This window comes from Halalkalibacterium halodurans, assembly GCF_005671335.1.
GTDB classification, from domain to species: Bacteria; Bacillota; Bacilli; order Bacillales; family Bacillaceae_D; genus Halalkalibacterium; species Halalkalibacterium halodurans.
In genome coordinates, this window is record NZ_CP040441.1 from 570,078 (window position 1) to 594,010 (window position 23,933).

At 42.5% G+C, this 23,933-nt stretch carries 26 protein-coding genes and 1 pseudogene; 21 read left to right on the forward strand and 6 right to left on the reverse strand.

What is annotated here, in order from left to right; translation table 11 throughout:
- Window positions 1-67: 67 nt before the first annotated feature.
- Window positions 68-457 (forward strand): hypothetical protein, encoded by a 390-nt coding sequence (locus FED51_RS02830; protein WP_010896682.1) that lies wholly within the window; start codon window positions 68-70, stop codon window positions 455-457.
- 15 nt (window positions 458-472) lie between these two features.
- On the opposite strand, the gene FED51_RS02835 is transcribed toward FED51_RS02830, so the two are convergent.
- The 4 genes and pseudogenes from FED51_RS02835 to FED51_RS02850 form a co-directional block, all read right to left on the reverse strand.
- Window positions 473-1,795: a globin-coupled sensor protein gene (locus tag FED51_RS02835; protein WP_053432214.1), complete on the reverse strand. Its 1,323-nt coding sequence runs from the start codon at window positions 1,793-1,795 to the stop codon at window positions 473-475.
- A 129-nt stretch (window positions 1,796-1,924) separates the two neighbouring features.
- Window positions 1,925-2,706 (reverse strand): annotated as a pseudogene (locus FED51_RS02840) (SDR family oxidoreductase).
- A 63-nt stretch (window positions 2,707-2,769) separates the two neighbouring features.
- Window positions 2,770-3,021, reverse strand: coding sequence for a DUF1292 domain-containing protein (locus tag FED51_RS02845; RefSeq protein ID WP_010896685.1), 252 nt, complete (start codon window positions 3,019-3,021; stop codon window positions 2,770-2,772).
- Between the two features lie 71 nt (window positions 3,022-3,092).
- Window positions 3,093-3,401 carry a winged helix-turn-helix transcriptional regulator gene (locus FED51_RS02850; RefSeq protein WP_010896686.1) on the reverse strand — a complete coding sequence of 103 codons (309 nt, stop codon included), beginning with the start codon at window positions 3,399-3,401 and terminating at the stop codon, window positions 3,093-3,095.
- A 199-nt stretch (window positions 3,402-3,600) separates the two neighbouring features.
- Here FED51_RS02850 and FED51_RS02855 point away from each other — a divergent pair, with 199 nt between their 5' ends.
- Window positions 3,601-3,747, forward strand: a complete 147-nt coding sequence (locus FED51_RS02855; RefSeq protein ID WP_010896687.1) for a BH0509 family protein — start codon at window positions 3,601-3,603, stop codon at window positions 3,745-3,747.
- A gap of 216 nt (window positions 3,748-3,963) precedes the next feature.
- Here the strand turns inward: FED51_RS02855 and mgtE are convergent, their stop codons facing one another.
- Complete coding sequence (mgtE, locus tag FED51_RS02860) at window positions 3,964-5,325, reverse strand: magnesium transporter (RefSeq protein ID WP_041820189.1); 1,362 nt, start codon at window positions 5,323-5,325, stop codon at window positions 3,964-3,966.
- A gap of 246 nt (window positions 5,326-5,571) precedes the next feature.
- Between mgtE and FED51_RS02865 the strand changes: the two genes are divergently transcribed.
- The 5 genes from FED51_RS02865 (at window position 5,572) to FED51_RS02885 (ending at window position 11,709) form a co-directional block, all read left to right on the forward strand.
- A complete protein-coding gene (locus tag FED51_RS02865; protein WP_053432215.1) occupies window positions 5,572-6,621 on the forward strand; it encodes an ABC transporter ATP-binding protein in 1,050 nt (349 codons plus the stop codon).
- Between the two features lie 341 nt (window positions 6,622-6,962).
- Window positions 6,963-8,081 (forward strand): extracellular solute-binding protein, encoded by a 1,119-nt coding sequence (locus FED51_RS02870; protein WP_053432216.1) that lies wholly within the window; start codon window positions 6,963-6,965, stop codon window positions 8,079-8,081.
- 34 nt (window positions 8,082-8,115) lie between these two features.
- The gene (locus tag FED51_RS02875) at window positions 8,116-9,795 is read left to right on the forward strand and encodes an ABC transporter permease (RefSeq protein WP_053432217.1); all 1,680 of its coding nucleotides are present in this window, start codon (window positions 8,116-8,118) and stop codon (window positions 9,793-9,795) included.
- Window positions 9,796-10,201: 406 nt separating this feature from the next.
- Window positions 10,202-10,519, forward strand: a complete 318-nt coding sequence (locus FED51_RS02880; protein WP_010896693.1) for a DUF2325 domain-containing protein — start codon at window positions 10,202-10,204, stop codon at window positions 10,517-10,519.
- A 287-nt stretch (window positions 10,520-10,806) separates the two neighbouring features.
- Entirely contained in the window at window positions 10,807-11,709 is a 903-nt protein-coding gene (locus FED51_RS02885; protein ID WP_053432218.1) for a metal ABC transporter substrate-binding protein, read from the forward strand.
- Between the two features lie 60 nt (window positions 11,710-11,769).
- On the opposite strand, the gene FED51_RS02890 is transcribed toward FED51_RS02885, so the two are convergent.
- Complete coding sequence (locus tag FED51_RS02890) at window positions 11,770-12,516, reverse strand: rhomboid family intramembrane serine protease (protein ID WP_053432219.1); 747 nt, start codon at window positions 12,514-12,516, stop codon at window positions 11,770-11,772.
- A 221-nt stretch (window positions 12,517-12,737) separates the two neighbouring features.
- Here FED51_RS02890 and acpS point away from each other — a divergent pair, with 221 nt between their 5' ends.
- The 14 genes from acpS to FED51_RS02960 all read left to right on the forward strand — a co-directional run bounded on the left by acpS (window position 12,738) and on the right by FED51_RS02960 (window position 23,887).
- Window positions 12,738-13,097: a holo-ACP synthase gene (gene acpS, locus FED51_RS02895; protein ID WP_010896696.1), complete on the forward strand. Its 360-nt coding sequence runs from the start codon at window positions 12,738-12,740 to the stop codon at window positions 13,095-13,097.
- 186 nt (window positions 13,098-13,283) lie between these two features.
- Window positions 13,284-14,288 (forward strand): LolA family protein, encoded by a 1,005-nt coding sequence (locus FED51_RS02900; RefSeq protein WP_053432220.1) that lies wholly within the window; start codon window positions 13,284-13,286, stop codon window positions 14,286-14,288.
- A 226-nt stretch (window positions 14,289-14,514) separates the two neighbouring features.
- Window positions 14,515-15,681, forward strand: coding sequence for an alanine racemase (gene alr, locus FED51_RS02905; RefSeq protein WP_053432221.1), 1,167 nt, complete (start codon window positions 14,515-14,517; stop codon window positions 15,679-15,681).
- Between the two features lie 175 nt (window positions 15,682-15,856).
- A complete protein-coding gene (locus FED51_RS02910) occupies window positions 15,857-16,153 on the forward strand; it encodes a CopG family ribbon-helix-helix protein (RefSeq protein WP_041820192.1) in 297 nt (98 codons plus the stop codon).
- A gap of 3 nt (window positions 16,154-16,156) precedes the next feature.
- A complete protein-coding gene (locus FED51_RS02915; RefSeq protein ID WP_010896700.1) occupies window positions 16,157-16,507 on the forward strand; it encodes a type II toxin-antitoxin system PemK/MazF family toxin in 351 nt (116 codons plus the stop codon).
- Between the two features lie 180 nt (window positions 16,508-16,687).
- Window positions 16,688-17,503, forward strand: a complete 816-nt coding sequence (locus FED51_RS02920) for an RsbT co-antagonist protein RsbRA (protein ID WP_053432222.1) — start codon at window positions 16,688-16,690, stop codon at window positions 17,501-17,503.
- A gap of 14 nt (window positions 17,504-17,517) precedes the next feature.
- Window positions 17,518-17,874, forward strand: coding sequence for an STAS domain-containing protein (locus tag FED51_RS02925; protein ID WP_053432223.1), 357 nt, complete (start codon window positions 17,518-17,520; stop codon window positions 17,872-17,874).
- Between the two features lie 4 nt (window positions 17,875-17,878).
- Entirely contained in the window at window positions 17,879-18,298 is a 420-nt protein-coding gene (locus FED51_RS02930) for an anti-sigma regulatory factor (protein ID WP_053432224.1), read from the forward strand.
- A 14-nt stretch (window positions 18,299-18,312) separates the two neighbouring features.
- Complete coding sequence (locus FED51_RS02935; RefSeq protein ID WP_010896704.1) at window positions 18,313-19,326, forward strand: PP2C family protein-serine/threonine phosphatase; 1,014 nt, start codon at window positions 18,313-18,315, stop codon at window positions 19,324-19,326.
- 71 nt (window positions 19,327-19,397) lie between these two features.
- A complete protein-coding gene (locus FED51_RS02940; RefSeq protein WP_053432225.1) occupies window positions 19,398-19,730 on the forward strand; it encodes an STAS domain-containing protein in 333 nt (110 codons plus the stop codon).
- On the forward strand, window positions 19,727-20,215 hold the full coding sequence (gene rsbW, locus FED51_RS02945) for an anti-sigma B factor RsbW (RefSeq protein WP_053432226.1): 489 nt from the start codon (window positions 19,727-19,729) through the stop codon (window positions 20,213-20,215). The genes FED51_RS02940 and rsbW overlap by 4 nt, the downstream gene beginning before the upstream one ends.
- The gene (gene sigB, locus FED51_RS02950) at window positions 20,175-20,960 is read left to right on the forward strand and encodes an RNA polymerase sigma factor SigB (RefSeq protein ID WP_138090271.1); all 786 of its coding nucleotides are present in this window, start codon (window positions 20,175-20,177) and stop codon (window positions 20,958-20,960) included. Before rsbW ends, sigB begins: the two co-directional genes overlap by 41 nt.
- Window positions 20,961-21,581: a PP2C family serine/threonine-protein phosphatase gene (locus FED51_RS02955; RefSeq protein ID WP_053432228.1), complete on the forward strand. Its 621-nt coding sequence runs from the start codon at window positions 20,961-20,963 to the stop codon at window positions 21,579-21,581. It abuts the gene before it with no gap.
- A 119-nt stretch (window positions 21,582-21,700) separates the two neighbouring features.
- Window positions 21,701-23,887, forward strand: coding sequence for a Tex family protein (locus tag FED51_RS02960; RefSeq protein ID WP_053432229.1), 2,187 nt, complete (start codon window positions 21,701-21,703; stop codon window positions 23,885-23,887).
- Window positions 23,888-23,933: the final 46 nt, after the last annotated feature.

A 23,933-nucleotide genomic window follows, 5' to 3' on the forward strand; every position in this document is an offset into this window, starting at 1 on the left:
AGAAATACAGTCTTTGATATGATGACGCTAGGAAGAGTACAAGATGAATAGAAGGGGTGAACGTTAAATGATGAAGCTAACAAAAGAAGTATTGCAACCATTTCCACAATTCATTGGACAAAAGCCGCAACGGATCGTAGAGGAAGCAAGCTGCATCACCTTTGATATCAATGAGTCTCTTTCTTTGATCTTTAAAGCACGATCAGAGCATTGTTTAACCGTACGTATTCAGCAATATCAATACGTTGATTGGTCAAGGTATCAACTACAAGTTAGAGAGCTCATCTCTCATTTAGAAAGCCTTGCCCTAGAATTAGATTTTACAGAAATTGAGTTTGAGTCGAGCAGAAGAACCACTTTGTTAAAAATTTTAGTACAGCAAGGCTATAATAACCGATACGGAGGCGTCCGTGGCAATGGCCTTGAAGGGCGATATGTTAAAATGCTCGTTCAATAAAAAAGGGTGGACGCATCATCCACCACTTTCTACCTCAGTCGTTAAGCGATTGAGTTGATTAGCAGATTGAGAAACTTGCAGCGACGATTCATCCAACTCTTTTGTGACGGAAAGAAGTTGCTGTAAGTCTGTTTTCATCTGCTCATTTTTTGTTTTGACCTCATTCATCGCCTCAGTAATAGAATGGAAGGTTCCAGCCGTCGAATCCATCCCTTTTGAGCCCTCTGATACGAGTTGATAAATGGTACCGATTGAATCGACAACGGATGCGATCTGCTCTGTTGTTTTTTCGATTAATTGAGACACAGTGTTTGTTGAATCTTTTGTTTGATCGGCAAGCTTTCGCACTTCGTTGGCCACAACAGCGAAGCCTTTACCTTTTTCTCCTGCTCTCGATGCTTCAATTGTCGCATTTAACGCTAGTAAATTCGTTTGGTCGGCAATGCCTTTCACCACGTCAACAAATTCTGTAATTTCAATGGATCGGTCATTGAGATCAGTCGAGATCGTCTGAATATGTTTAACACTTTGTAAAATCGCATCCATGTTCGAGCTCTGTGTCGTAATTTGTGCTTTACCATTCAATGAAAGTGTCTCAGCCTTGATCGCTAAATCAGTCCCTTCATTGGCGGAAGCGACCACTGTTTCTGAGCGATGGACGAGCTGCTTGTTTGCTGCGCTCGTTTGTTGAGAAATGGCGGCTAACTCTTGAGCGGCAGCTGTTAAATGCTGAATTAATTCTCTTTTTTGACGCTCATGTTCAGCCTCAATCCGCTTATTCTCGTTTTCATACGCCTCCAGCACGAGCTGTTGTTCAAGATTAAGGAGCTTTATCAATGAGCGGGTGGCCAAGACAATATCAGAAGGTGATTGGAGGTGCTGCTCAAGAAGTTGAATCAACGAATCGGTTAGTTGTTGAAAAGCCGACACGTACCACTTCGTTTGTAACCCGATACGGACATGGGCTTGAGCAATCTGTAAGCGCTTTTGTAAAAACGCTTGATCAATTTCTCCGTTAAACATTTCAAGGATATGCTGTTTTAGTGTCTCTTTTAGCCGTTCAACAGAGCTGTGAGTTTCAATAATTTCGTTTAGGTTTGGTTGCTTTATAATATTTGAATAAAAAGCATCAGCGAGAACCTCCATGTTTTCTTCAACGAGAGGTTGTAATGCTTTCATTCGTTTTAAATCATCCAGCGTTAAGTGGATCATACGGAGCTGTGCAGAAAGCTCGGATTCAGCAGGGAGCTCAAACTTAACAGCAGCTTGTTCGAACTGGTGTGAAAAATAAGATTCTCGCTTGCTTGGTTTAGATTGTCGAGTAAATAAGGGCAACATTTACACTCCTTTTATGATATAAGTAATGGGTCTTTTGATTTAATGAGACCTATCTATACTATCGGTTAAATGTAAATTTTCTAAAGTGAAATGAAAAACGAGCCTTTTATTCAAAGACTCGTAGTTCGCTCACAAGGTATTTTGGAAGCCGCCTTCAGAATGAATCACTTGCCCTGTAATCCATTCGGCATCATCGCTTGCAAGGAAGGCAATAAGGTTAGCTGCGTCCTTTGGCTCACCGAGACGACCGAATGGAAAGCGAGGAAGCAATTCTTGTTTCAACTGATCTGACATCCAACCAGAATTGGTGGGGCCTGGATTTACAGCATTGATTGTGATCCCTTTTTTGCCAGCTCGGTTTTCAACGTATACGTTAAAGCTTCCACGGTTGACTTCGTGATAGCATAAGAAAGCTCATTTGCCATCGGCCCTTGAGACCACCCTGTCGTTAGTTGGATGATTCGTCCGCCATGCCCCTTTGAAAAGCGCTTCGCGAATTCAGAGGTTAATAATGTCGTAGCCCGCACATTGATAACGTAATGGGCATCAAGATTCTCACTTGTAATCGTTTCATAGGAATCATTAACGGAAACGCAAGCGTTGTTCACCAAAATATCGGCTGTTGTCCCAAACCGCTGTTCAAATGCGTTAAAGATTTGTACGTATGCATTATCTTCTGATAGATCCAGCTCCAGGTGTGCTACGGCAACTCCATGTGACTCAAGTTCCTTCGCCAAACGCATTGGCTCATCGTTTTCTCCCTTTACGCCTAAGGTCTGATCATAGTGAAAATAATAAGTGAAAAACACATCAGCGCCTCGTTTGGCAAATTCACGGCAAATGGCTGCTCCGATCCCACTTAAACGACTAACCCCTGTAACAATAGCACGTTTTCCATGAAGGTTTTTCATCGATTCCCTCCTGTATTAAATGAATAAAACAAGCCAGGCCGTCGTTTTGACCTGGCTCCTACTTTATTGTTCTGGGAAGTTTTCGTCAGCGTTTATTGCGATTTCATATGCGGCAACGAGCTGTTCAATTTCGTCTTCTGTTGCATTCACAAGCGACTGGGAGCCATTGTGCTCTTCAATTCGCATGATTTCCATCTCCTGACCAGAAGAAATCATTGTGTAATGCTGTCCTCCCATTTCAAAAACAGCTTCTACTTCATATTCATGCTCATTACCTTGTTCATCACGAATTGTGATGTGATCTTTATCTACCATGATGTCACCTCTTCCTTTCGTCTCGTTTTAGTTTGCCCAATGAAAGGAATGAGAAACGTGAGGATTCATGGTTATGCCCATTTTTCTCCCCACTGCTGAATCGCTTCAATCACAGGTGTTAAATCCTTCCCCTTTTCCGTAAGTTCATACTCGATCCGCACGGGCTTTTCTGGATAAACGTGACGAATGACAACTTCAAGCTGTTCAAGCTCTTTCATCCGTTCGGTTAAAATACGATCACTCATACCAGGAATTTGCGCTTTAATGTCTTTAAAGCGTTTTGGACCAGCTAAAAGCACTCGTATGATAAGCCCTGTCCATTTCTTTCCTAATAAATCGATCGCGGCTTCGTATTTTGGACACATTGTATTGTAATCCATTTTCTTCACCTCATCTAACGTTAGTTTACCACATGTTTTCAGTCGAGATAAATAGCAGGGGAGTGTAGGTAAAGGCAATTAAACTTTATTAATTGATTAAATTTTCGCAAAAAAGATTGACCATTTTCAGAACTCTGTTATATAATAACTTAAAAATAAATACTATGTTATAACACACATAATAAAAGGAGGAAGGAACATGATGATGAGTCGACAAGAACGTGAGAACATGATTGAGTTTTTGACACAGAGGAAAGATTTTTCAACGGAGAAGCTAATGGTCATGACAGATGCTGAGATCGAGCATCTTTATGAGCGGGCATACAGCCATCATGAACGAGGTTAGGTTCGTAAGTGGGCGCGCCTTATAGTATACTACTTGTTGGAAAAAACTTTTTACGCTAAGCAGGTGGTATCGTGAGATTGTCAAATAAGGCACTGTTTATTTTAATAACGGTCATTGTCCTTATGTATGGATTTGGTTATTGGATCATCGGTCATTTTATTTTGACACGATAAGAGAAAACACTGACGAAGGGGGGACTCGTCAGTGTTTTTTATCTTATAGACCTTGGAGCTGAGTAAGGAAGGCGGTTGCGATACCGAAATAAATCATCAATGAAAAGATGTCATTAAGGGTAGTAATTAATGGACCGGAAGCGACAGCAGGGTCAACTCCCATCCGATATAGAAATAGAGGGATGATCGTTCCTGCCAATGTCCCTGTAATTAACGTAAGGAGCAAAGAGACTCCAACGACAAACCCTAACGTAATGTTAATCCAAATCGTTCCAATAACAAAAATCAAAACACCACAAGTAAGACCGATTAAGATACCGACTCGAAGCTCACGGAAAACGAGATGGATGATGGTTTTTCGATCCAGGTTTTGCGTAACAATCCCGCGAACGACAACAGCAAGTGATTGTGTTCCAGTGTTCCCCGTCATTCCGGCAATCATCGGCATGAAGAAGATCAGAGCGACGACTTGTTCAAGTGTTTCTTCAAAGTTGCTAATGATGCTACCTGATACGAGCCCGATGAACAACAGGAGTACGAGCCAAGGAAGGCGGCGTGCTGAAGCCGTCAACGCTTTCGTCTGGAAGTCAATATCTTTACCAGAAGCAGATAGCTTTTCAATGTCTTCGTTCGCTTCACGGATGACAACATCGATTACATCGTCCACCGTAATAATTCCGAGAAGTGTGTTCTGTTGATCAACGACAGGGATCGCAATAAAATCATAGCGTTCAATCGTTCGAGCGACTTCTTCCTGGTCCATATCAACTGGTACAGAGACGACCCTGTTAAACATAATGTCTTTAATTTTATCATCAATATGAGCAATTAATAAGTCACGGTACGAAACAACACCAACTAATTTCTTTTCCTCATTGATGACATACAAATAATAAATGTTTTCGCTGAAGCTCGCGTAATCTTTTAATTTGTCTACGGCCTGACGAACGGTATAGTCCTCTTTGATCCAAATGAATTGGTTTGTCATTAGGCCGCCAGCTGTTTCTGGATCATACCCCATAAGTGACTGAACTTTTTCCGATTCATCGTCTTTCATCGCATCGAGAAATTCTTGAATGCGTTCAACGGATAGTTCATTCAACAAGTCAGCAAGGTCATCGTTGTCCATAAGGTTCATAACCTTTGATGATCGTTCAATCCCGAGTCTGTGCAAAATCTCGATTTGCATATCTGAATCAAGCTCTTGAATTAAATCGGCAATTTGATCAGGTGTTAAAAAGGTTAAAAACTTGTGATGATGCTTATCCGGTAAACTGCGATAAAGCTGTGCAACGTCGTAAGGATGCAACTCATCAAGCATTTGCTGCAGGGCACCGCGTTTAGAATCCTTAAGATATTTAATCATGAGAACGAGAAGCTGATCTTCTGTCATGTTTGCCACCATGTCGCCTCACCTGCCTACAAGTTTCTGTGCGTCTATAACTGTACAAAAAAAGAAAGAAGAAGTAAATCTCTTCTTCATTATTACCCGACAAAACCGAAAACTACTCTTTTAATATGATGAGTAAAGTTTGAAAATTTGGTTAAATATAAGGATTCCGTTGCTGATGTACATGAGCCTATGCTATAATCAATCATAATGAAAATCATTCTCATTTTTGAGGGATAGATCGAGTTTTGGAGGTTCCCCATGAGCTTTATCCAGCTTCGCGACTTAACAAAAACATTTCCTCACACTTTAAAACCGGCTGTTGATTCGGTTCATTTAATAATTGAAAAAGGCGAAATTATCGCTCTGCTTGGTCCAAGTGGCTGCGGAAAAACGACAACCTTACGTATGATTGCTGGTTTTGAGCAACCGACGAGTGGCTCGATTAAGATCGGTGGTGAGGTTGTATATGAAAATCAATTTACTGTGCCACCAGAAAAACGTGGCATTGGTATGGTCTTTCAGGATTATGCCCTGTTTCCTCATTTGACAATTGCAAAAAATGTCATGTTTGGGTTATCAAAATGGGGGACACGTGCAAAACGAGAGCGGGCGAAGGAAGTGCTTGAGCTAGTCGGGCTTGCTGACTATGCGGCACGCTACCCACATGAACTTTCTGGCGGTCAGCAGCAACGTGTAGCCTTGGCGAGAGCTTTGGCACCGAAGCCTCACGTTGTCCTTATGGATGAACCATTTAGTAACCTAGACGCCGGTCTTCGTGAGAAAATGCGTTTTGAAGTGACGACGATCTTACGAAAAGCCAATGCAACGGCGATTATTGTCACACATGATCAAAAGGATGCCTTTGCTGTAGCTGACCGGGTGGTTGTCATGAATGAAGGTGTCATCCAGCAAATTGCCACACCAAGAGAGATGTATCGCTGTCCGAAAAATTGCTTTGTGGCTCAATTTGTAGGAAAAACGAACCTTCTATCAGGACGGTTATGTGAAGACATGCGGCATGTCGATACGCATATCGGTCGTGTATCATTACCTGCTCAATCAGAAGTAATGCTTGAAAATGTGAAGGTTTCCATTCGACCAGAAGGCTGTAAGTTGGCTGAAGAAGGGCGATTTACTGGAAAAGTGGAGCGGGTAACGTATAGCGGTGAATATCAGGAAGTCGTGGTCAACCTCGGAGCAGGGACGACTGAACCGATGATCCTTTATGCGCCAATTGATCAAGATGTTCAGCCAGGGATCGTTGTCTCGTTTGATATAACGCCAGAGCTCGTAGCACTCGTGGAATAAACGGGAGACAGCACACTCCAACTGTTCCCATACGGTTGGAGTCTTTAACTTGCTGTTGGAAGGCATATTTTTGCCCCGTATAACTGGAGCTAGGACTCGCACTACAAGGCAACTATGACAACTTCTATGTGTCCACATCGTGTAGGAGACTTAGCGATCATTCAATAGGGGATGAAAAAATCCCGCTGAATATTGTTTCACTTTATTATATGCTCAAAAACAAAACAACCCAGAAAATACCTGGTTGACAACGATTATCATTCTCAATATACTTAAAGCGTTAACTATTTTCTTATTATTGTTAACATTTTACAAAGATCACAAGGGGGCTATTTCAGATTATGGCAAAGTGTTTTCGTCTATTGTTTTTTGCTTTAATGGCAGTTGCCTTATTCGCACTTGCTGCATGCGGAGCAACTGAAGAAGAAGGAAATGAAGAACCAGCAGCAGAGGAAACAGAAGAAACAACAGAAGGTGCCGAGGAAGAAGGGCAAGAGGAGCAAGTGGCTGAAGGCACTGGTGAGCTTGTTGTCTATTCTTCTCGTAACGAAGATTTCGTTAATGCTCTTTTAGAAAAATTTGAGCAAGATACAGGGATTACCGTACAACCCCTTCATGCAGGAGACAACGCAGTGAACCGTATTAAAGGGGAAGCGGGCAACGTTCAAGCGGATATTTTTATTTCCAATGACATCGGTGCTCTTGAGCATCTTCGTTTGGAAGGATTGTTAGAAGGATCTGATCCAGAAGGCGTTGAGTCCATCGATGAGCAATATCGTGCCGAAGATAATTCCTGGATTGCATTGTCTGCACGTACTCGCGTTTTAATGTATAATAAAGATCTAATCACAGAAGAAGAAATGCCAAAATCAATTGAAGAATTAACGGATCCGAAATGGGAAGACGAATTTGCGATTACCCGCGGAGGAAACGGGAGTATGATTGCACATGTTTCCGCGCTTCGCCAAGAGTGGGGCGATGAAAAAACAAAAGAATGGATTACTCAAGTGAAGGACAATGCAGGTGCAATTCTTGAGGGTCATGGAGACATTCGCCGTGCCGTTGGTGCTGGCGAGTTCAAATTTGGTCTTGTGAACAACTACTACTACCATCAGCAATTACTTGAGCCAACAGACAACAATGTAGGCGTTATTTACCCTGATCAAGGAGACGATGAGATGGGTGCGGTTGTGAACGCTGCAGGTGTTGGTTTAATTAAAGATGCACCTAACGGAGAAAATGCACAAGCTTTCCTTGAGTGGATTCTTCTTCCTGAAAATCAACGTGAATTCTCTTTTGAGTCGTTAGAAGTACCAATTAACCCTGAAATTGAAGCGCCAGAAGGAGCGGCTACGATTAGTGACTACAAAACGCATGACATGCCGTTAAGCAAACTAGGCGAAGTGTGGGAAGATACGCGTGAACTAATTGAAGAAGCTGGTCTTGATCTTGATCTATAAAGCGTTTCTATAGGTGAGTAGGAGATGTCACATCATGAATGTTGATCCACATAAACAAAAAAAGAAGGTTGGACATCGCCAGGTTGGTGAGCATCGCTCACCAACCTCTCGCCGTTTATTTAATACATATTGGCTTAAACTCTGGAATGGCTCCCCGCCAGGAGCTGTTTTACTAAGCTTTGCAGCTGTGACTGCATTGTTAATGGCTATTCCGATTGTTTATGTCGTGTGGGAATCGTTATTTGCAGGTACTGATCGCTGGCTCCGACTGTTAGATACCCGAATTCCCCAATTACTTTGGAATACATTGTCCTTAACGGTCATGGTGACATTGTTTTCAGTAGCGATTGGGGTATCGCTAGCATGGCTCGTGAATCGGACAAGCCTTCCTGGTCGAAAAATGTGGCAGTGGCTTCTTGCATTACCGCTTGTGATTCCACCGTATGTTGGGGCGGTCACTTACATCATTATTTTCGGCCCTAGAGGTTGGCTATGGCGTTACTGGCAGCAAGAAGAGTGGCTACAGCAACGATTTGGTGATTATCCTATCGATGTGTACACATTTGCAGGCATATTTTTTGTCTTAACAATGTTCACGTATCCGTATGTCTATTTGATTGCAGGTGCATCGCTTCGTAAAATGAATCGAAATTTTGAAGAAGTGGCTCGTGCGCAAGGAATGACGACAGGACAAGTGTTGTGGAGGGTTAATCTTCCGTTTCTTCGCCCAGCGATTGGTGCAGGAGCGATCTTAGTTGCTCTTTATGTGCTCTCAGACTTCGGTGCGATCGCAATGATGCGCTATACGACCTTTACAGCTGCAATCTATTATCAGATGGGAAGTTACGATAATGTCTCTGCGACGGTTTTAAGTGTCGTCTTGATTTTACTCACGCTCATCATTTTGTGGCTCGAAGCACGTACTCGAAAAAAGCAAAAATACTATCAAACAACGAACAGCTATCATGAGCCAGAGATATTATCTCTCGGCAAATGGAAATGGCCTGCATTCTTTTTTGTCGCCGGCGTGTTCACTATATCCGTTTTGCTTCCAGTGATCGTCCTTGTCTATTGGACCGTTATCGGTGTTGGAGGCGGGGTTCTCGATGCAAAATTTTGGGGGTATGCGTGGAACAGCTTAAAAGTATCTGGATTAGCTGCTTTGTTTTGTATGCTGCTTGCTTTACCAGTTGTATACTTACGATCACGTTACCCATCAAAAGTATCTCATTTTATCGAAAAGTTAAGCTATGCAGGATATGCACTTCCAGGGGTAATCGTAGCCCTCGGAATTATCTATTTATTTAATCAATACATTCCTGTACTGTATAATACGTTTTATTTAATTGCGATTGCTTTTGTTGTGAGATTTTTACCTCAAGCTATGCAATCGACGGATGCTTCTCTCAGCCTTATTTCACCGCGCATTGATGAAGCGGCGCGCAGTCTAGGCCAACCGCCTTGGAAGGTAATGTTCACCGTCATTATTCCATCGATTTTGCCGGGGGTATTAGCAGGAGGAGCACTCGTATTCGTTAGTTCGATAAAAGAATTGCCAGCAACATTGCTATTGAGACCACCAGGCTTTGATACACTTGCGGTTCGAATTTGGGTTGAAACGAGTGAAGCGACGTATTACACGGCGGCACCTGCTGCTTTACTCATCGTTCTTGTTTCGGCGTTGCCACTTCGTTATTTATTGAAGAAATATTAATTGTTATTAACGCTAAGGCTTTTCCCTTAGCGTTTTTTTTGTACCTTAAAAGAAATGGAATTATCATAAGGGGAGACTCTGACGTGAGAACTTGGTGCTAAGACGAGTTCTCCAATAAGGAAGTATAGAGAGCTGTCTAGCGAGGGCGTCGATCATCCGTGAACCCTTTCTCTCCAGTGCTTCGCCAGTGGCTATGTATATAGGCGACGCTTTTGCGTTTTGCTGAATTGTTAGCGTATAAAAGAGTTCGGTTCGTAGAGTAAGAAAAACATAAGAATGTATATGCGAGTTCATGATTTATTCAAAAAATTTATTCAGGGAAACTGTTGACACTGATAATCATTATCAATTAAAATGAGAACTAACATATTGAGAATCATTTTCAAGTAAAGGAGTGTGAAGGCGGATGTCCTCGATTATGATTGTTGGTGCGGATCACTTAGGAACGATTCCGAAAAAACTGAATGAAATCGGCTTTAGTGAAATTATGCATGTGACAGGAAGAAAGGTAAAGGCCGTTAAAAAGGAAATTCCTAGCCATGTGGATTTAATTTTAGTCCTGACGGATTACATAAACCACAATTTAACGTCAGTATTAAAAAAACGAGCGTCCGAGCAAGACATTCCAATCTGTTATGCCAAACGTTCTTGGTGTTCGATCTACAAAGTGATTGGGCAATGTGATGCCTACTGTCCGAAACGAAACAGCTGTCAATTCAAATAGAAGATTCTAGGTGATGTGGAAAAGCACTACTAATAATTTTTTTAGTAGTGTTTTTCATGTTTGCTGAACAAAGAGAACTTAATGATTTGGAAATTTTATCTACTAAAATAAAAAAGAAAAACTAATTTTCACTAGACTTATGGAGAAAAATATGAAACAATAAGTTGCGTGAGGTAAAAATAATTAAAAGGAACAAAAAAGTTTGTCCTGAGACAATCTATTTTTTTGTAGCTTGTTTTGCCTTGGGGAAACTTTTTGGCTATTAGTGAAATTGAAGGGGGATGAAGATGAAAAAGGTTTGTTTTAGTTTTGTCATGATGGTCATTGCGCTAATCGTTGCTGGATGCGGAGCAGAAGATACGGGTACTAGTGAGGATGGGGAAGGCTTAAAGATTGTCACAAGCTTTTCTATTTTGGGAGATGTCCTTGAGAATATTGCGGGGGAACGGTCTTCCGTCACATACATTGTTCCAATTGGAGAGGAGCCCCACGAGTATGAACCAGTCCCAAGTGATTTTCAAGCCGTTTCTGATGCTGACGTATTTTATGTCAACGGCCTCGGTTTAGAGGAATGGTTACAGCGACTTGTGGAAAACACATCAGATGTGGATGTCGTAGAAGTGAGTCCAACGATAGATGCTTTGCCACTTGAAGAATCGGACGGACTGGATCCACATGCTTGGTTAGATGTTAAAAATGTTATGAAATACGTAGAAGTGATTCGAGATGATTTAGTCGAAAGGGATCCAGACGGAGCTGAGATTTACGTGGCGAATGCCGAGGCTTATTTACAAGATTTGCAGGAATTAGAGGACTGGATTCATGATCAAGTAACGACCATTCCAGAGGAACAACGCACAATTGTGATCAGCGAAAATGCCTATCGCTATTTTGGAGAAGCGTACGGCTTTGATACAGTAGGAATTTGGGAACTGAATTCTCATGAAGAAGGGACGCCTGGTCAAATTTCGCGGGTTGTAGACATTGTAAAGGAACTTGACCTTCCAGCCGTGTTTGTCGAAACAACGGTAAACAAAAGCTTCATGACGACAGTTTCCAATGATTCTGGTGTAGATATTGCTGGTGAAGTGTATACCGATGCTGTCGGTTTAGAAGGATCAGGTGCGGAAACTTATATCGATATGATGAAGCACAATGTTGATACTTTCGTGAGTGGATTGTCTCAGTAATTTGAAAAAGAGCTACCCTTTATTGGGAGCTCTTTTCGTTTTTGTTCTGCTGACAATTATTTAAAATAATCGGCTTAAGATCCCGATGGCAATTAGTAAACCGAGTCCGACCCAGAGAATTTTCTTTCCGATCCCTTTCGTGAAGCGTCGCTTTTTCCAACGGTTCGGATCAAAACGAACCTGCCGATCATCAGCAGCAACAGCAAACGCATAAAAGGGTCTTGCTTTTGCAAGTACAATAGGGGCTAATGCTGCACCGCCAATCATGCCAAACAAATGGGCGAATACATTAATGTTTGAGCTCAAAAAGGTCATGACTAAGCCGATGATAATGATGGTGATGACCAATTGGGTATTAGCTGGGTCTATTAAGTCCTTGCGATAAATAACCATGTATACGAAGATACCAAACAAGCCGAAAATGGCTCCTGATGCCCCTAGATGATACGGATAAGCAAGACCGCCAAGATAATAGGTTGCTACGTTAGCGATGAACCCCGAAAGGAGATAGACAAACAAAAACTTTCCTTTCCCTAGCATTCGCTCTAAGGCTGGCCCAAAAATGACGAGGGCAAACGAGTTAAATACGAGATGGCCGATCGAGACATGAAGAAAAACAGGAGTAATGAGTCGCCAATATTCACCTTGGCTGACAGCTAAATTAAAGCCAACGCCTGTTGCGTAAACCCAAGCGCCACCAGGTAAAAGGTGTATCCATACAAACAGAGCAATATGAATGAAGACAAGGGCAGTAATAATTGGGTAACTTCGTCTGAATGTGTAAAACGATTCGTTGCGAATAAACATCGTGTTCCTCCTTTTAATGGAGTGATTCGGTTCGAACAAAAACTGCGTGTGCCATGTTCTGTTGCAACGTTTGTGTGCCCCGAAGTGTGTGGGAATAGGCAACTGTGGAGATGCAGAATGAAGTTTCACTTTATAGTATAACAAAACATGGTTGCGAGTCGCTTGGATTCAACTAATAATATTACCTAGGTGTTGTAACTATGAAGAAAAGAGGGCGATCTATGATTATCGGAACAGGCATCGATATCGTTGAGTTAGAACGAATCCAGAGTATGGTTGAGAAGCATCCGAGGTTCGTAAAAAAGATTTTGACTGAAAATGAACAGGAAGTCTTTGCTCGCCTTTCAAGAAGGAGAAGGCTCGAATATATTGCCGGGCGGTTTGCGGCCAAGGAAGCATTTGTGAAAGCTGTAGGGACAGGAATTTCCGCTGAGTATGGCTGGCATGATTTGGAGGTTCTTTCCGATGAGCGTGGGAAGCCAGTCTTAAGTGTGAATCTTGATGCGACCATTCATGTGTCCATTTCCCATAGCCAATCTTATGCGATTGCTCAAGTAATTTTGGAACGCTTGTCAAGCTAGTCTGCATATTGCCCCAGTTTGTCTCATATAGATGTAGTGCGATTAGGGTGAGCAGCTAACCTAGAGAAGAAATGTGCCTCATTGTGCACCTTATTTTTATTTTTCTCGGTAGCTGAAAGGAAAACAACGGACCAATGGGTGGAGTTGTTTTCTAATCGTTCAAATGAGACGAAGGGGTGAAATGATTTGAGAAAAGTATCTTGGTTTATGATCCTCGGCCTTATGTTTGCAGTTTTGCTAACAGGATGCGGGGAGAAGTCACAAGATGAAGTGGTTACGGATTTGGAGAAGCGGTTAGCAGACATGTCCGGGTATAAGACCCATGCAACGATGACATTGCAAACAGGAAAGGACCCACAAACGTATGATGTGGAAGTATGGCATCAAGAAAAGAGCTATTACCGCGTAGCGTTAGAAAATGAAAACAAAGACCAAAGTCAAATTATTCTTCGTAATGACGACGGTGTGTTTGTGTTGACACCATCGTTAAACAAAAGCTTCCGTTTTCAAAGCGATTGGCCGACGAATAGCAGTCAAGTCTATTTGTATGAGTCGCTAATCCAAGACATTTTAATTGATGGGGAGCGCACATTTACGTCTACGGAGGATCATTACGTCTTTGAAACAAAGACCAATTATCAAAACAAAAACTTACATGCTCAAGAGATTACTTTGAATAAGAGAGATTTAACACCAGTTCAAGTCAAAATTATGAATGCGGATTTAGAATTACTCGTTCAAGTTGATTTCAGAGATTTTGAACTTGAGGCTAGCTTTAATGAGGGAGACTTTGAAATGGAGCGCAATATGACGGGGGCGCAAATCGATGAACCGACAATGGCTGAACCGTCCGAACCGTTTGTTGTCCATTACCCGATGTATGAGCCTCAAGGGTCAGAGTATATCGGTTCGAAGGAAATTGAGACAGAAGACGGAAAGCGGGTTGTGCTCCAATATGGTGGAGAACAGTCCTATACCATTATCCAAGAGCAAAGCCGCATTGTTCCGGCATCAACGCCAATGCATGCAGACGGTGAACCAGTGGATCTCGGCTTCACAGTCGGTGTGATGTCTGAGGATTCCATTATGTGGTCTTATAACGGTGTCGATTTCTTCTTAGCAGCCCCAGATATGGATCAAGAAGAGATGATGGCGATTGCTCGTTCAGTCTATGGAACCCAAGAAAAATAATAGGAGGGCAAGCTCAGTCACTGGATAGACTGGGCTTGCTTTCGCTTGCACATTAAGAAAGTTTACCTACGACAATGGGTGAAAATAATAAGGAAAACGAGCGCTCCGTGAAGAGGTTTAGCGATGAGTAAGGTTTTTTCTAAAGGTCATAATGAGAATTGACAATGGGAGGGAAGAGTTTGATAATCTAGGGATAAGATGTAGTGTAGGATGGTGAGCACGAGACGTGGAACATTTTTATCGAGACACTTGGGTAGAAGTTGACTTAGATGCGATTGAACAAAATGTAACGAACGCTCTTCGTCTTTATAAAGACAGGGAAATGAATTTGATGGCTGTCGTAAAAGCAAACGGTTATGGTCATGGTGCTGTAGAAGTCAGTCAAGCTGCTTTACGCGCAGGGGCGTCTTATTTGTCTGTCGCTTTTTTAGATGAAGCCCTCGCATTGCGAAAAGCAGGAATCGATGCCCCCATTCTGGTCATGGGTCTAGTGGACGCTGAGCATGTTCAGCTAGCCATCAAACATCGTATTACGTTAACCGTTTATCAATTGGACTGGCTGGAACAAGCGATCTCTCGCTTGCACACTAGAGACAAGCTAGCCATTCATTTAAAGCTAGATACTGGAATGGGACGAATTGGATTACGGCGAGAAGAGGATATTCGCTCATGTATGGATTTTATCGCATCCCACGAATGCTTTGAATTAGAAGGAGTTTTTACCCATTTTGCCACAGCTGATGAGAAGGATTTAACGTATTTTAAGAAGCAATGTCAACGATTTAATCAGTGGCTTGAGTACATTCGTGAATGGCAGTTGCCCATTCGGTACGTTCATTGCGGCAATAGTGCAGCAGGCCTTAGGTTTCCTGAGAAAAATTTTAATATGTTCCGCTTTGGCATCGCCATGTACGGGCTCACCCCATCCCCTGAAATAACGGATGAGCTTCCATTCCCATTAAAGCAGGCTTTTTCATTAAAATCCCGCCTCTCCAACGTGAAAAAACTACCGAAAGGAGAAGGCATTAGCTATGGAGCTACTTATGTGACAGAGGGTGCTGAATGGATTGGTACTCTGCCGATCGGGTACGCAGATGGTTGGATTCGCCATCACTCCAATGCTGGAGGGCATGTTTTGATCGATGGAAAGCGGGCTCCTTTTGTTGGTCTGATTTGTATGGATCAATGCATGATTCGTTTACCGAAAAAACATTCAATTGGCGATACAGTAACGTTAATCGGGGAAAGTGATGGGAAGCAAATTACGATGGACGAAGTAGCAAAACGGCTAAACACCATTAACTATGAAATTCCTTGCGTGATTTCGTGGCGGGTACCGCGTATATATTTTCGAGATGGACAAATAATATCTGTTAAAAATAACCTTTTGTGAGTCGGATATAGGGTGTATCAGCTCTCCGTCAATCATTCGTTTGACGTCTATCCCCATGAGAATAATAGGGAGTTTTGCCGAAAAATATAGCCTGTTTAGTTGAAAAGGCTCTTTGCAATCGGTTGTCGCAAATGCTATGATAAGTTAGAATGATTGAATGATTAGGTTGAAGGTGATGTTGGGGGTGTCCTTTGTGTCAGAATCAAGCACAAAACGAATTGTCGTGAATTTACCACAACATTTGCTAAATGAAGTGGACGGCGTTATTAAACAAGAGAAGGTTAATCGGAGTGAGTTTTTCTCTCAAGCCACAAAAATGTATTTACGTGAACGAAAAAAACGTCAAATTCGTGAAAAAATGCAGCAAGGCTACTTAGAGATGGCGAAAATTAATCTTAATATTGCGTCTGAAGCTTTTTTGGCTGAGGAGGAAGCTGAGCACACCCTAGATCGCTTAGTAAGTGGGGTGTAGAATTTGATTGTAAAGCGAGGCGACGTGTACTTTGCCGACTTGTCTCCTGTCGTTGGTTCTGAACAAGGCGGAGTTCGGCCGGTTCTCGTCATACAAAATGATATTGGAAATCGGTTCAGTCCCACTGTCATTGTGGCTGCAATCACCGCACAAATCCAAAAGGCGAAGTTGCCGACTCATGTAGAAATTAATGCGAAGCGCTATGGTTTCGATCGCGATTCCGTTATTTTGCTTGAGCAAATTCGAACAATTGATAAACAGAGGCTGACGGACAAGATTACCCATCTTGACGATGATATGATGTCGAAGGTAAATGATGCCCTGCTTATTAGTTTAGGTCTAATCGACTTCTAAGTTGAAACAAAAAATATGAAATAACTTAAAAAGTCTAGCACAATGGTGTATAGGCTTTTTGTGTTTTTGTGAGAACTTTTCAAATAACGCTCTTATTTACATGAGAGTAGATGTGTGAGCTTGGCAAGTATGAAGGTGTCATGAAATAATAACAGTAACAATGAAAAATGGGGGAAGGTCATGGAATCCTTTATTGTGTCATTTGTTAATGAGAAGAAAGATGAGCTAGTGAAACAATGGGAGAGTGAATTACACGAAATTCGCAGTGAAATCTATCTCGATAAAATATCAGATGACCTTTTTCTGCGGACAAGCCAGGAATTCATGGAGCACACTTTTGCTGCGATCCAAACGTCTCAACAGGAAGCCGGCGAACGGTTGGCTCCCTTTACAGAACGGCTGATTCAAGGCGGTTGGCCGCTCATTTATTTCACGAAAGGCTTGCAGGCATTTCGCCGCACAGTACTTGCCGTTTTAGCGGAGGAGAAGGATTTACAGCAAGTGTTGAAGTATTTCTATGAAGTAGAGGAATGGGTCGACAGAATGGTGAATGAACTTGTCCACGATTATACAGGTTCATGGGAAGATACAATTGAAATGCAAAAGCTGTCGTTATTAGAATTATCCGCTCCGCTTATGCCTGTATTTGAAGGGGTTACCGTAATGCCTCTCATCGGAACGATTGATACACAGCGAGCGAAGCTTATTATGGAAAACCTATTAGATGGTGTGATTAAACATAGATCTCAAGTGGTTCTCATTGATATTACCGGTGTTCCTGTGGTTGATACGATGGTGGCTCATCATATTATTCAAGCAGCTGAGGCCGTTCGCCTCGTTGGTGCTCAGTGTATTCTTGTTGGTATACGCCCTGAGATCGCCCAAACGATTGTGAATTTAGGGATTAACTTACAACAGTTCCCTACAAAAAGTACATTGCAGAAAGGCATCGAAGCAGCACTTGAACAACTGGGAAAGAAAATGGTGGATAAGTAACGTGGAGGTTAAACATGAGAATTCCTATTTTGAAGCTCAAACAGTATCTACTCATCAGCATACAGGTGGAATTAGATGACCAAATGGCGTTGCGTTTTCAGGAAGATCTTTTAACGAAAATCCATCAAGAAGGCTCAGAAGGGGTCGTGATTGACTTAACATCTGTTGAAACAATTGATTCATTTATTGCCAAAGTTTTAGGGGATGTTGTGAATATGGCAAACCTGATGGGGGCGAAGGTTGTCCTTACGGGCATTCAACCAGCTGTTGCAATTACGCTGATCGACATGGGCATTAAGCTAGAAAATGTTCCGACGGCACTAGACCTTGATCAAGGTCTAGAGAAATTGCAGCAGGAATTGGAGGGATAACACAATGAAAGCCCATTCCTGTAGTGTCGAAATTAGGAATGAATGGGGGATAGTTGCAGCAAGGCAAGAAGGACGGGCCCTAGCAAAGCAAGTTGGCTTTGGAAATGTAGATCAAGCAAGAATTACGACGGCGATCTCAGAATTAGCAAGAAATATTTATTTATACGCCGAGCGTGGCCAAATTGTCTTAGAGGAAGTCGAACGACTAGGAAAGCATGGGATGACCAAAGGGATAAAAATCATTTCTGAGGATAAAGGACCAGGAATTGAAGATATAAAGCAAGTCATGGAGGACGGCTTTACAACATCAGGCGGATTAGGTGCTGGATTGCCAGGGGTTAAACGGCTTATGGATGAGTTTTACATTGAATCAACTAAAGGGCAAGGTACTGTCATAACTGCTATTAAGTGGCTTCGTTTATAAGGGAGGGTCCGCTTTTGAAGCATACAAAAGATCTGTTAAACGAACAATATCGAACCATTTTAACACGATACTTGCAAAACAAATCAGAACAAGGGCTTTATCAAGCGGAACAACTGAGCAAACAATTGTTAGAGCAAAAAGTGTCACCAGAGGAGTTGGTCAGTCTTCATCGAACAGTGCTTAGTGACTTGTTTCCTTCCTTATCTAAAGACGTCCAAGATTCATTTGAGTTTTTGCTAGAAGTCATGGTTGGCTATGGTCTCGCCTATCGTGAGCATCAAAGCTTACGTGACAGGCAGCAGGAGCTGGAGTCTGAAATTGACGTGGCGGCTAATATGCAGCAAACATTATTACCCAAAGAGAAACTAAATGTTCCATCATTAGATATAGGAATCATCAGTGTCCCGGCGGAAAAAATGAGCGGCGATTTCTATCATTACATTCAATATGAGAACGATTGTATTGGCTTTGCCATTGCTGATATTATCGGCAAAGGTGTTCCAGCAGCCCTCTGCATGTCAATGATTAAGTACGGAATGGATAGCTTGCCTGAGCAACGCCTACAGCCAGCTGCTTTGCTTGAGAATTTGAACAAAGTTGTAGAGCAGAATATTGGAGATAGTATGTTTATTACAATGATGTACGGCTATTACGACGCGAGAGCTCATCAATTCCACTATTCTAGTGCAGGGCACGAGCCGGGCTTCTACTACCGTGCTGCCACAGATACGTTCGAGGATTTAAAGGCGAAGGGGCTCGTGTTAGGCGTATCCCGCAAAGCGGTATTTCATGAATATAAGCGTGATGTGAACCTCGACGACTTTATCGTCTTTTTATCCGATGGTGTCACCGAATGCCGTGTGGGAGATGAGTTTATTGAGCGAGATGAAGTGGTGTCTTATTTGAGAAAGTATAAACAATTACCCGCGCAGGATATGGTAGAAAAAGTATATCAAGAGCTTGCTCAAATTCAAGGGTACAACCTCCGTGATGATTTTACACTTATGATTGTCAGGAGAAAGGTTTAAGCTATTCGTAAACGTGGTATGGAGTAAAAACATTGCTTTACAATGACCGGAACCATGTGGGAGGTAATCAAATGAACTTAGACATTCACCTTGAAAAAGATCAAGACACCGTTTTGCTCAATGTGGAAGGTGAGATTGATGCATATACGGCTCAAGAATTACGAGAGAAGCTGTTGCCCCTTACAGAAATCAAGGGGCGCCAAGTGGTTGTCCATTTAGCCGATGTTCATTACATTGACAGTACGGGATTAGGAATATTTATTGGGGCATTGAAGTCAGCTCACCAACACGGGAGCTTCTTAAAATTAACAGGGGTAACACCGCGTGTTCGGCGTCTGTTTGATATTACAGGGCTCGATGAAGTAATTGAAATTGACGATCATGAAAGGGAGGAAGCGAGATGAGGGTTCATCAGCCTGAAACGATTGAGATGACAGTACCAGCGAAATCGGAGTTTGTTGGTGTTGTTCGTTTAACTGTATCTGGCATTGCGAATCGCTTAGGCTATACGTATGACGATATTGAAGATATTAAAATCGCTGTAGCGGAAGCTTGTACAAATGTTGTTGACCATGCATATGACGAAGGTGGGACCATGGGGTTGTCCTTTCATTTATACGAGGATCGAATGGAGGTCATTGTGACCGACCAAGGACAAAGTTTCGATATGGATGCTTTTCGCGAATCGTTAGGCCCAATTGATGGTTCAAAACCAATTCAGGATTTAAAGGAAGGAGGACTCGGGCTTTTCCTCATTAACACGCTTATGGATAAAGTAGAAATGAAAGAGGACTCAGGGGTGGTCTTAGCTATGACCAAGTTCCTTCAAAGAGATGAGGTGGACAATCGTGTCGAAGGAATCTCTGCAACACAAACGGAACAACGATGATGTATACGATTGGATTGAATCTTATCAGCAAGGGGCTGACGAGGAGGTCCAAACTAAGCTTGTAAAGCATTATGAACCGCTTGTCCATTCCCTTGCAAGAAAATTTTCCCGCAGTCGTGCCCATGACGATGATTTGGTTCAAGTGGGGATGGTTGGGTTACTTGCGGCTTTTGAACGATATGATCCAAAGTACGGACGAAGTTTTGAATCCTTTGCAGTCCCGACGATCATTGGTGAAATTAAACGATTCATTCGCGACAAAACATGGAGCGTCCATGTTCCGCGTCGCATAAAAGAGCTAGGGCCAAAAATCAAAAAAGCAACAGATGAGCTTGCATCGGAACTTCAACGTTCTCCAAGAGTTGAAGAAATTGCAGACTTTCTAGGAGTATCTGAAGAAGAAGTGCTTGAAACAATGGAGATGGGGAAAAGCTATCAAGCCCTATCTGTAGATCGTTCCCTTGAAGCGGATCCAGAGGGCGGTGAGGTGACCCTTTTAGATTTAGTCGGTCAAGAAGATGGGGGCTATGAAAAAGCGGATCAGCAAATGTTGCTGGAAAAAGCGTTTCAAGTGTTAGATGAGCGGGAGAAGCAAATTTTGCTTTGCACGTACTTTGAGCATTTGAGTCAAAAGGAGACAGGGCACCGTTTGGGGATTTCACAAATGCATGTTTCTCGATTGCAGCGACGCGCCTTAAAAAAACTACGCGACTCCATTCGGGTTGAACTGTCGGAGTGCATATAAATGGTTGAAACGTATAATCATGAGCGTGCGACGATCGTTGTTTGGCAAAGAACGAAAAAAGGAAATGACTGCTGCGGTGATGCACATGTCGTCGTAAATCAGGATGAATATACACTCTGTGCCGTCGTTGATGGTCTTGGCAGTGGACAAGGGGCTTCAGAATCAGCGTTAGCGGCTGTACAGACCATTAAAGAACATGCAGCAGAGAACCTTCCAACTATTATGGAGCGCTGCAATGAATCTCTTTTTAGTAAAAGGGGGGCTGTTCTTACCATTCTAAAAATTGACTACCTTCAGCAGCATATTAAGTATACGAACATTGGAAATGTCTGCTTCCATTTATGTGCCCCGAGCGGTAAGAGGGTGAGGCCCCTTCCTGTGCAAGGCTATTTATCAGGAAAAAAAGACTTAACTGTAGAGGAAAAGGTGTTTCCGTACGAGGAGGGGAGCGTGTTTATCCTTCATTCAGACGGAGTGAAGGATGAAAAATTCTTGCTATACTCTGTGTTAGATTCAACTGTGACTCCAGACCTGTTTATCGAAATGCTGGAAGAGAAAGGATCTACGGATGACTTAACGATTTTAGTCGGTAAACTGAGTAAGCCTGCTCGATCGGAGTAGGTTTTTTCGCTTTTGAGCAATTGAAAACTTTGGTGCTGTCATCGCCTGACGGTCTTTTACCTTAATGGATGACTGTGCTATGATGAAGCCAATGTTATGTGAGATGGAGAGATGTTTATATGAGTGTATCACTGGGATTTGAAGAACATACGATCAAAACACTTGCCAAAGAGTTATCATTAAAGCCAAATTACATAAAGCAAGTCATTCAATTATTACATGAGGGAAATACAGTCCCGTTTATAGCTCGCTACCGTAAAGAATTGACAGGTGGGATGGATGAAGTCAAAATCCGAGAAGTATCGGAAAAATGGACCTATGCAAATCAGCTCCATGAGCGAAAGGAAGAAGTTATTCGTCTAGTGGAGGAGCAAGGGAAGTTAACCGATGAATGGAAGAAAGCAGTTGAACAAGCACAAAAGCTGCAAGAGGTTGAAGATCTTTACCGCCCATATAAACAAAAACGGCGGACACGTGCGACAGTAGCCAAGGAGAAAGGGTTAGAGCCTTTGGCGGAATGGCTCTTTTCCTTACCGCGAGATGGTGATCCTTTGCAGGAGGCAGAAGTGTATCTTTCTGTCGAGCACGAGTTAACGAAAGTAGAAGACGTCCTTCAAGGGGCACAAGATATTATAGCTGAATGGATCGCTGACGATGCAGATTTGCGGAAGCGCATTCGATCGCTCGGCTTTAAAGAAGGATCGGTCATAGCAAAAGTTAAAAAAGAAGAGTTGGATGAAAAAGGCGTCTATGAAATGTATTATGACTACGAAGAGCCTGTCCGCACGCTCGTTCCTCACCGTACGTTAGCGCTCAACCGAGGTGAGAAAGAAGATGTATTGCGAGTAACTATTCGTTTTCCTGTTGATCGAATCATCGAAATGAGTGAAAAAACGTTCATACGTCGGTTTGGTTCTCCTGCTGTTCCTTACGTAAAAGCGGCGATTGAAGATGGGTACAAACGTTTGATTGAACCTTCGATTGAACGGGAAATTCGTCATGAGCTGACAGAAAAAGCAGAAGAGCAAGCCATTCATATTTTTGCTGAAAACTTGCGCAGTCTTCTTTTGCAGCCGCCAATTAAAGGAAAAGTCGTGCTTGGGTTGGACCCTGCGTACCGTACGGGTTGTAAGCTAGCGATCGTTGATGAGACGGGGAAGGTTCTTGATATCCAAGTCATTTACCCGACGCCGCCAAAAAATGAAGTAGCAGCCGCAAAAAAAATCGTGAAAAAGTTGATCGCTGATTATGGTGTAGAAATGATTGCAATTGGAAATGGGACAGCCTCTCGTGAGTCAGAGCAGTTTATTGCTGATTTGATCAAGGACCTCCCGCAAACGATTTACTATTTAATTGTAAATGAAGCGGGGGCTAGTGTTTATTCAGCATCTGAAATCGGACGTGAAGAATTTCCAGATCTGCAAGTAGAGGAACGGAGTGCAGTTTCGATTGCGAGACGACTTCAAGATCCATTGGCGGAATTAGTTAAAATTGATCCGAAATCCGTTGGAGTGGGTCAGTATCAACACGATGTATCACAAAAAAGGTTAAATGAGTCGCTAACATTTGTCGTCGAAACGGTGGTTAACCAAGTGGGGGTGAATGTGAATACAGCTTCCCCTTCTTTACTTCAATATGTGGCGGGCTTATCAAAGACGGTTGCGAAAAACATTGTTAAAAAGCGAGAGGAAGCTGGTCGTTTTACAGCACGGGCACAGTTAAAGGATATTCCGAGATTAGGTGCAAAAACATATGAGCAATGCATTGGCTTCCTCCGTATTATGGATGGAGATAATTTATTAGATGCGACAGCCATTCATCCAGAATCCTATGAGGTAACAGGTAAGCTTTTGTCTGAAGTAGGTGCTACCGCTGCTGATGTTGGAACAGAAGATTTAAAGAAAAAGCTTCAAGCATTAGATGTATCGGCGATGGCAGCCACATTAGACGTTGGTGTGCCGACTCTTAAGGACATGATTGATGCACTCATTCGGCCGACGAGAGATCCGCGTGATGAAGTGGCAAAGCCTTTACTAAAGCAAGATGTTCTACAATTAGAAGATCTTTTGCCAGGGATGGAGTTGCAAGGGACCGTACGGAATGTTGTCGATTTTGGTGTATTTGTTGACATCGGGGTTAAACAAGACGGTCTTGTCCATATTTCAAAATTGGCGAACCGCTATATAAAGCATCCGTTAGAAGTAGTCACAGTTGGTGAAATTGTAACAGTTTGGGTTGAAGATGTGGATATAAAAAAAGGTCGAATTGCATTAACGATGCTTAGACCAGAGGACCAAAACCTGTAAAGAAGGAAAGGCGTGTATTTCGCCTTTCTTCTTTGATTATGATAGA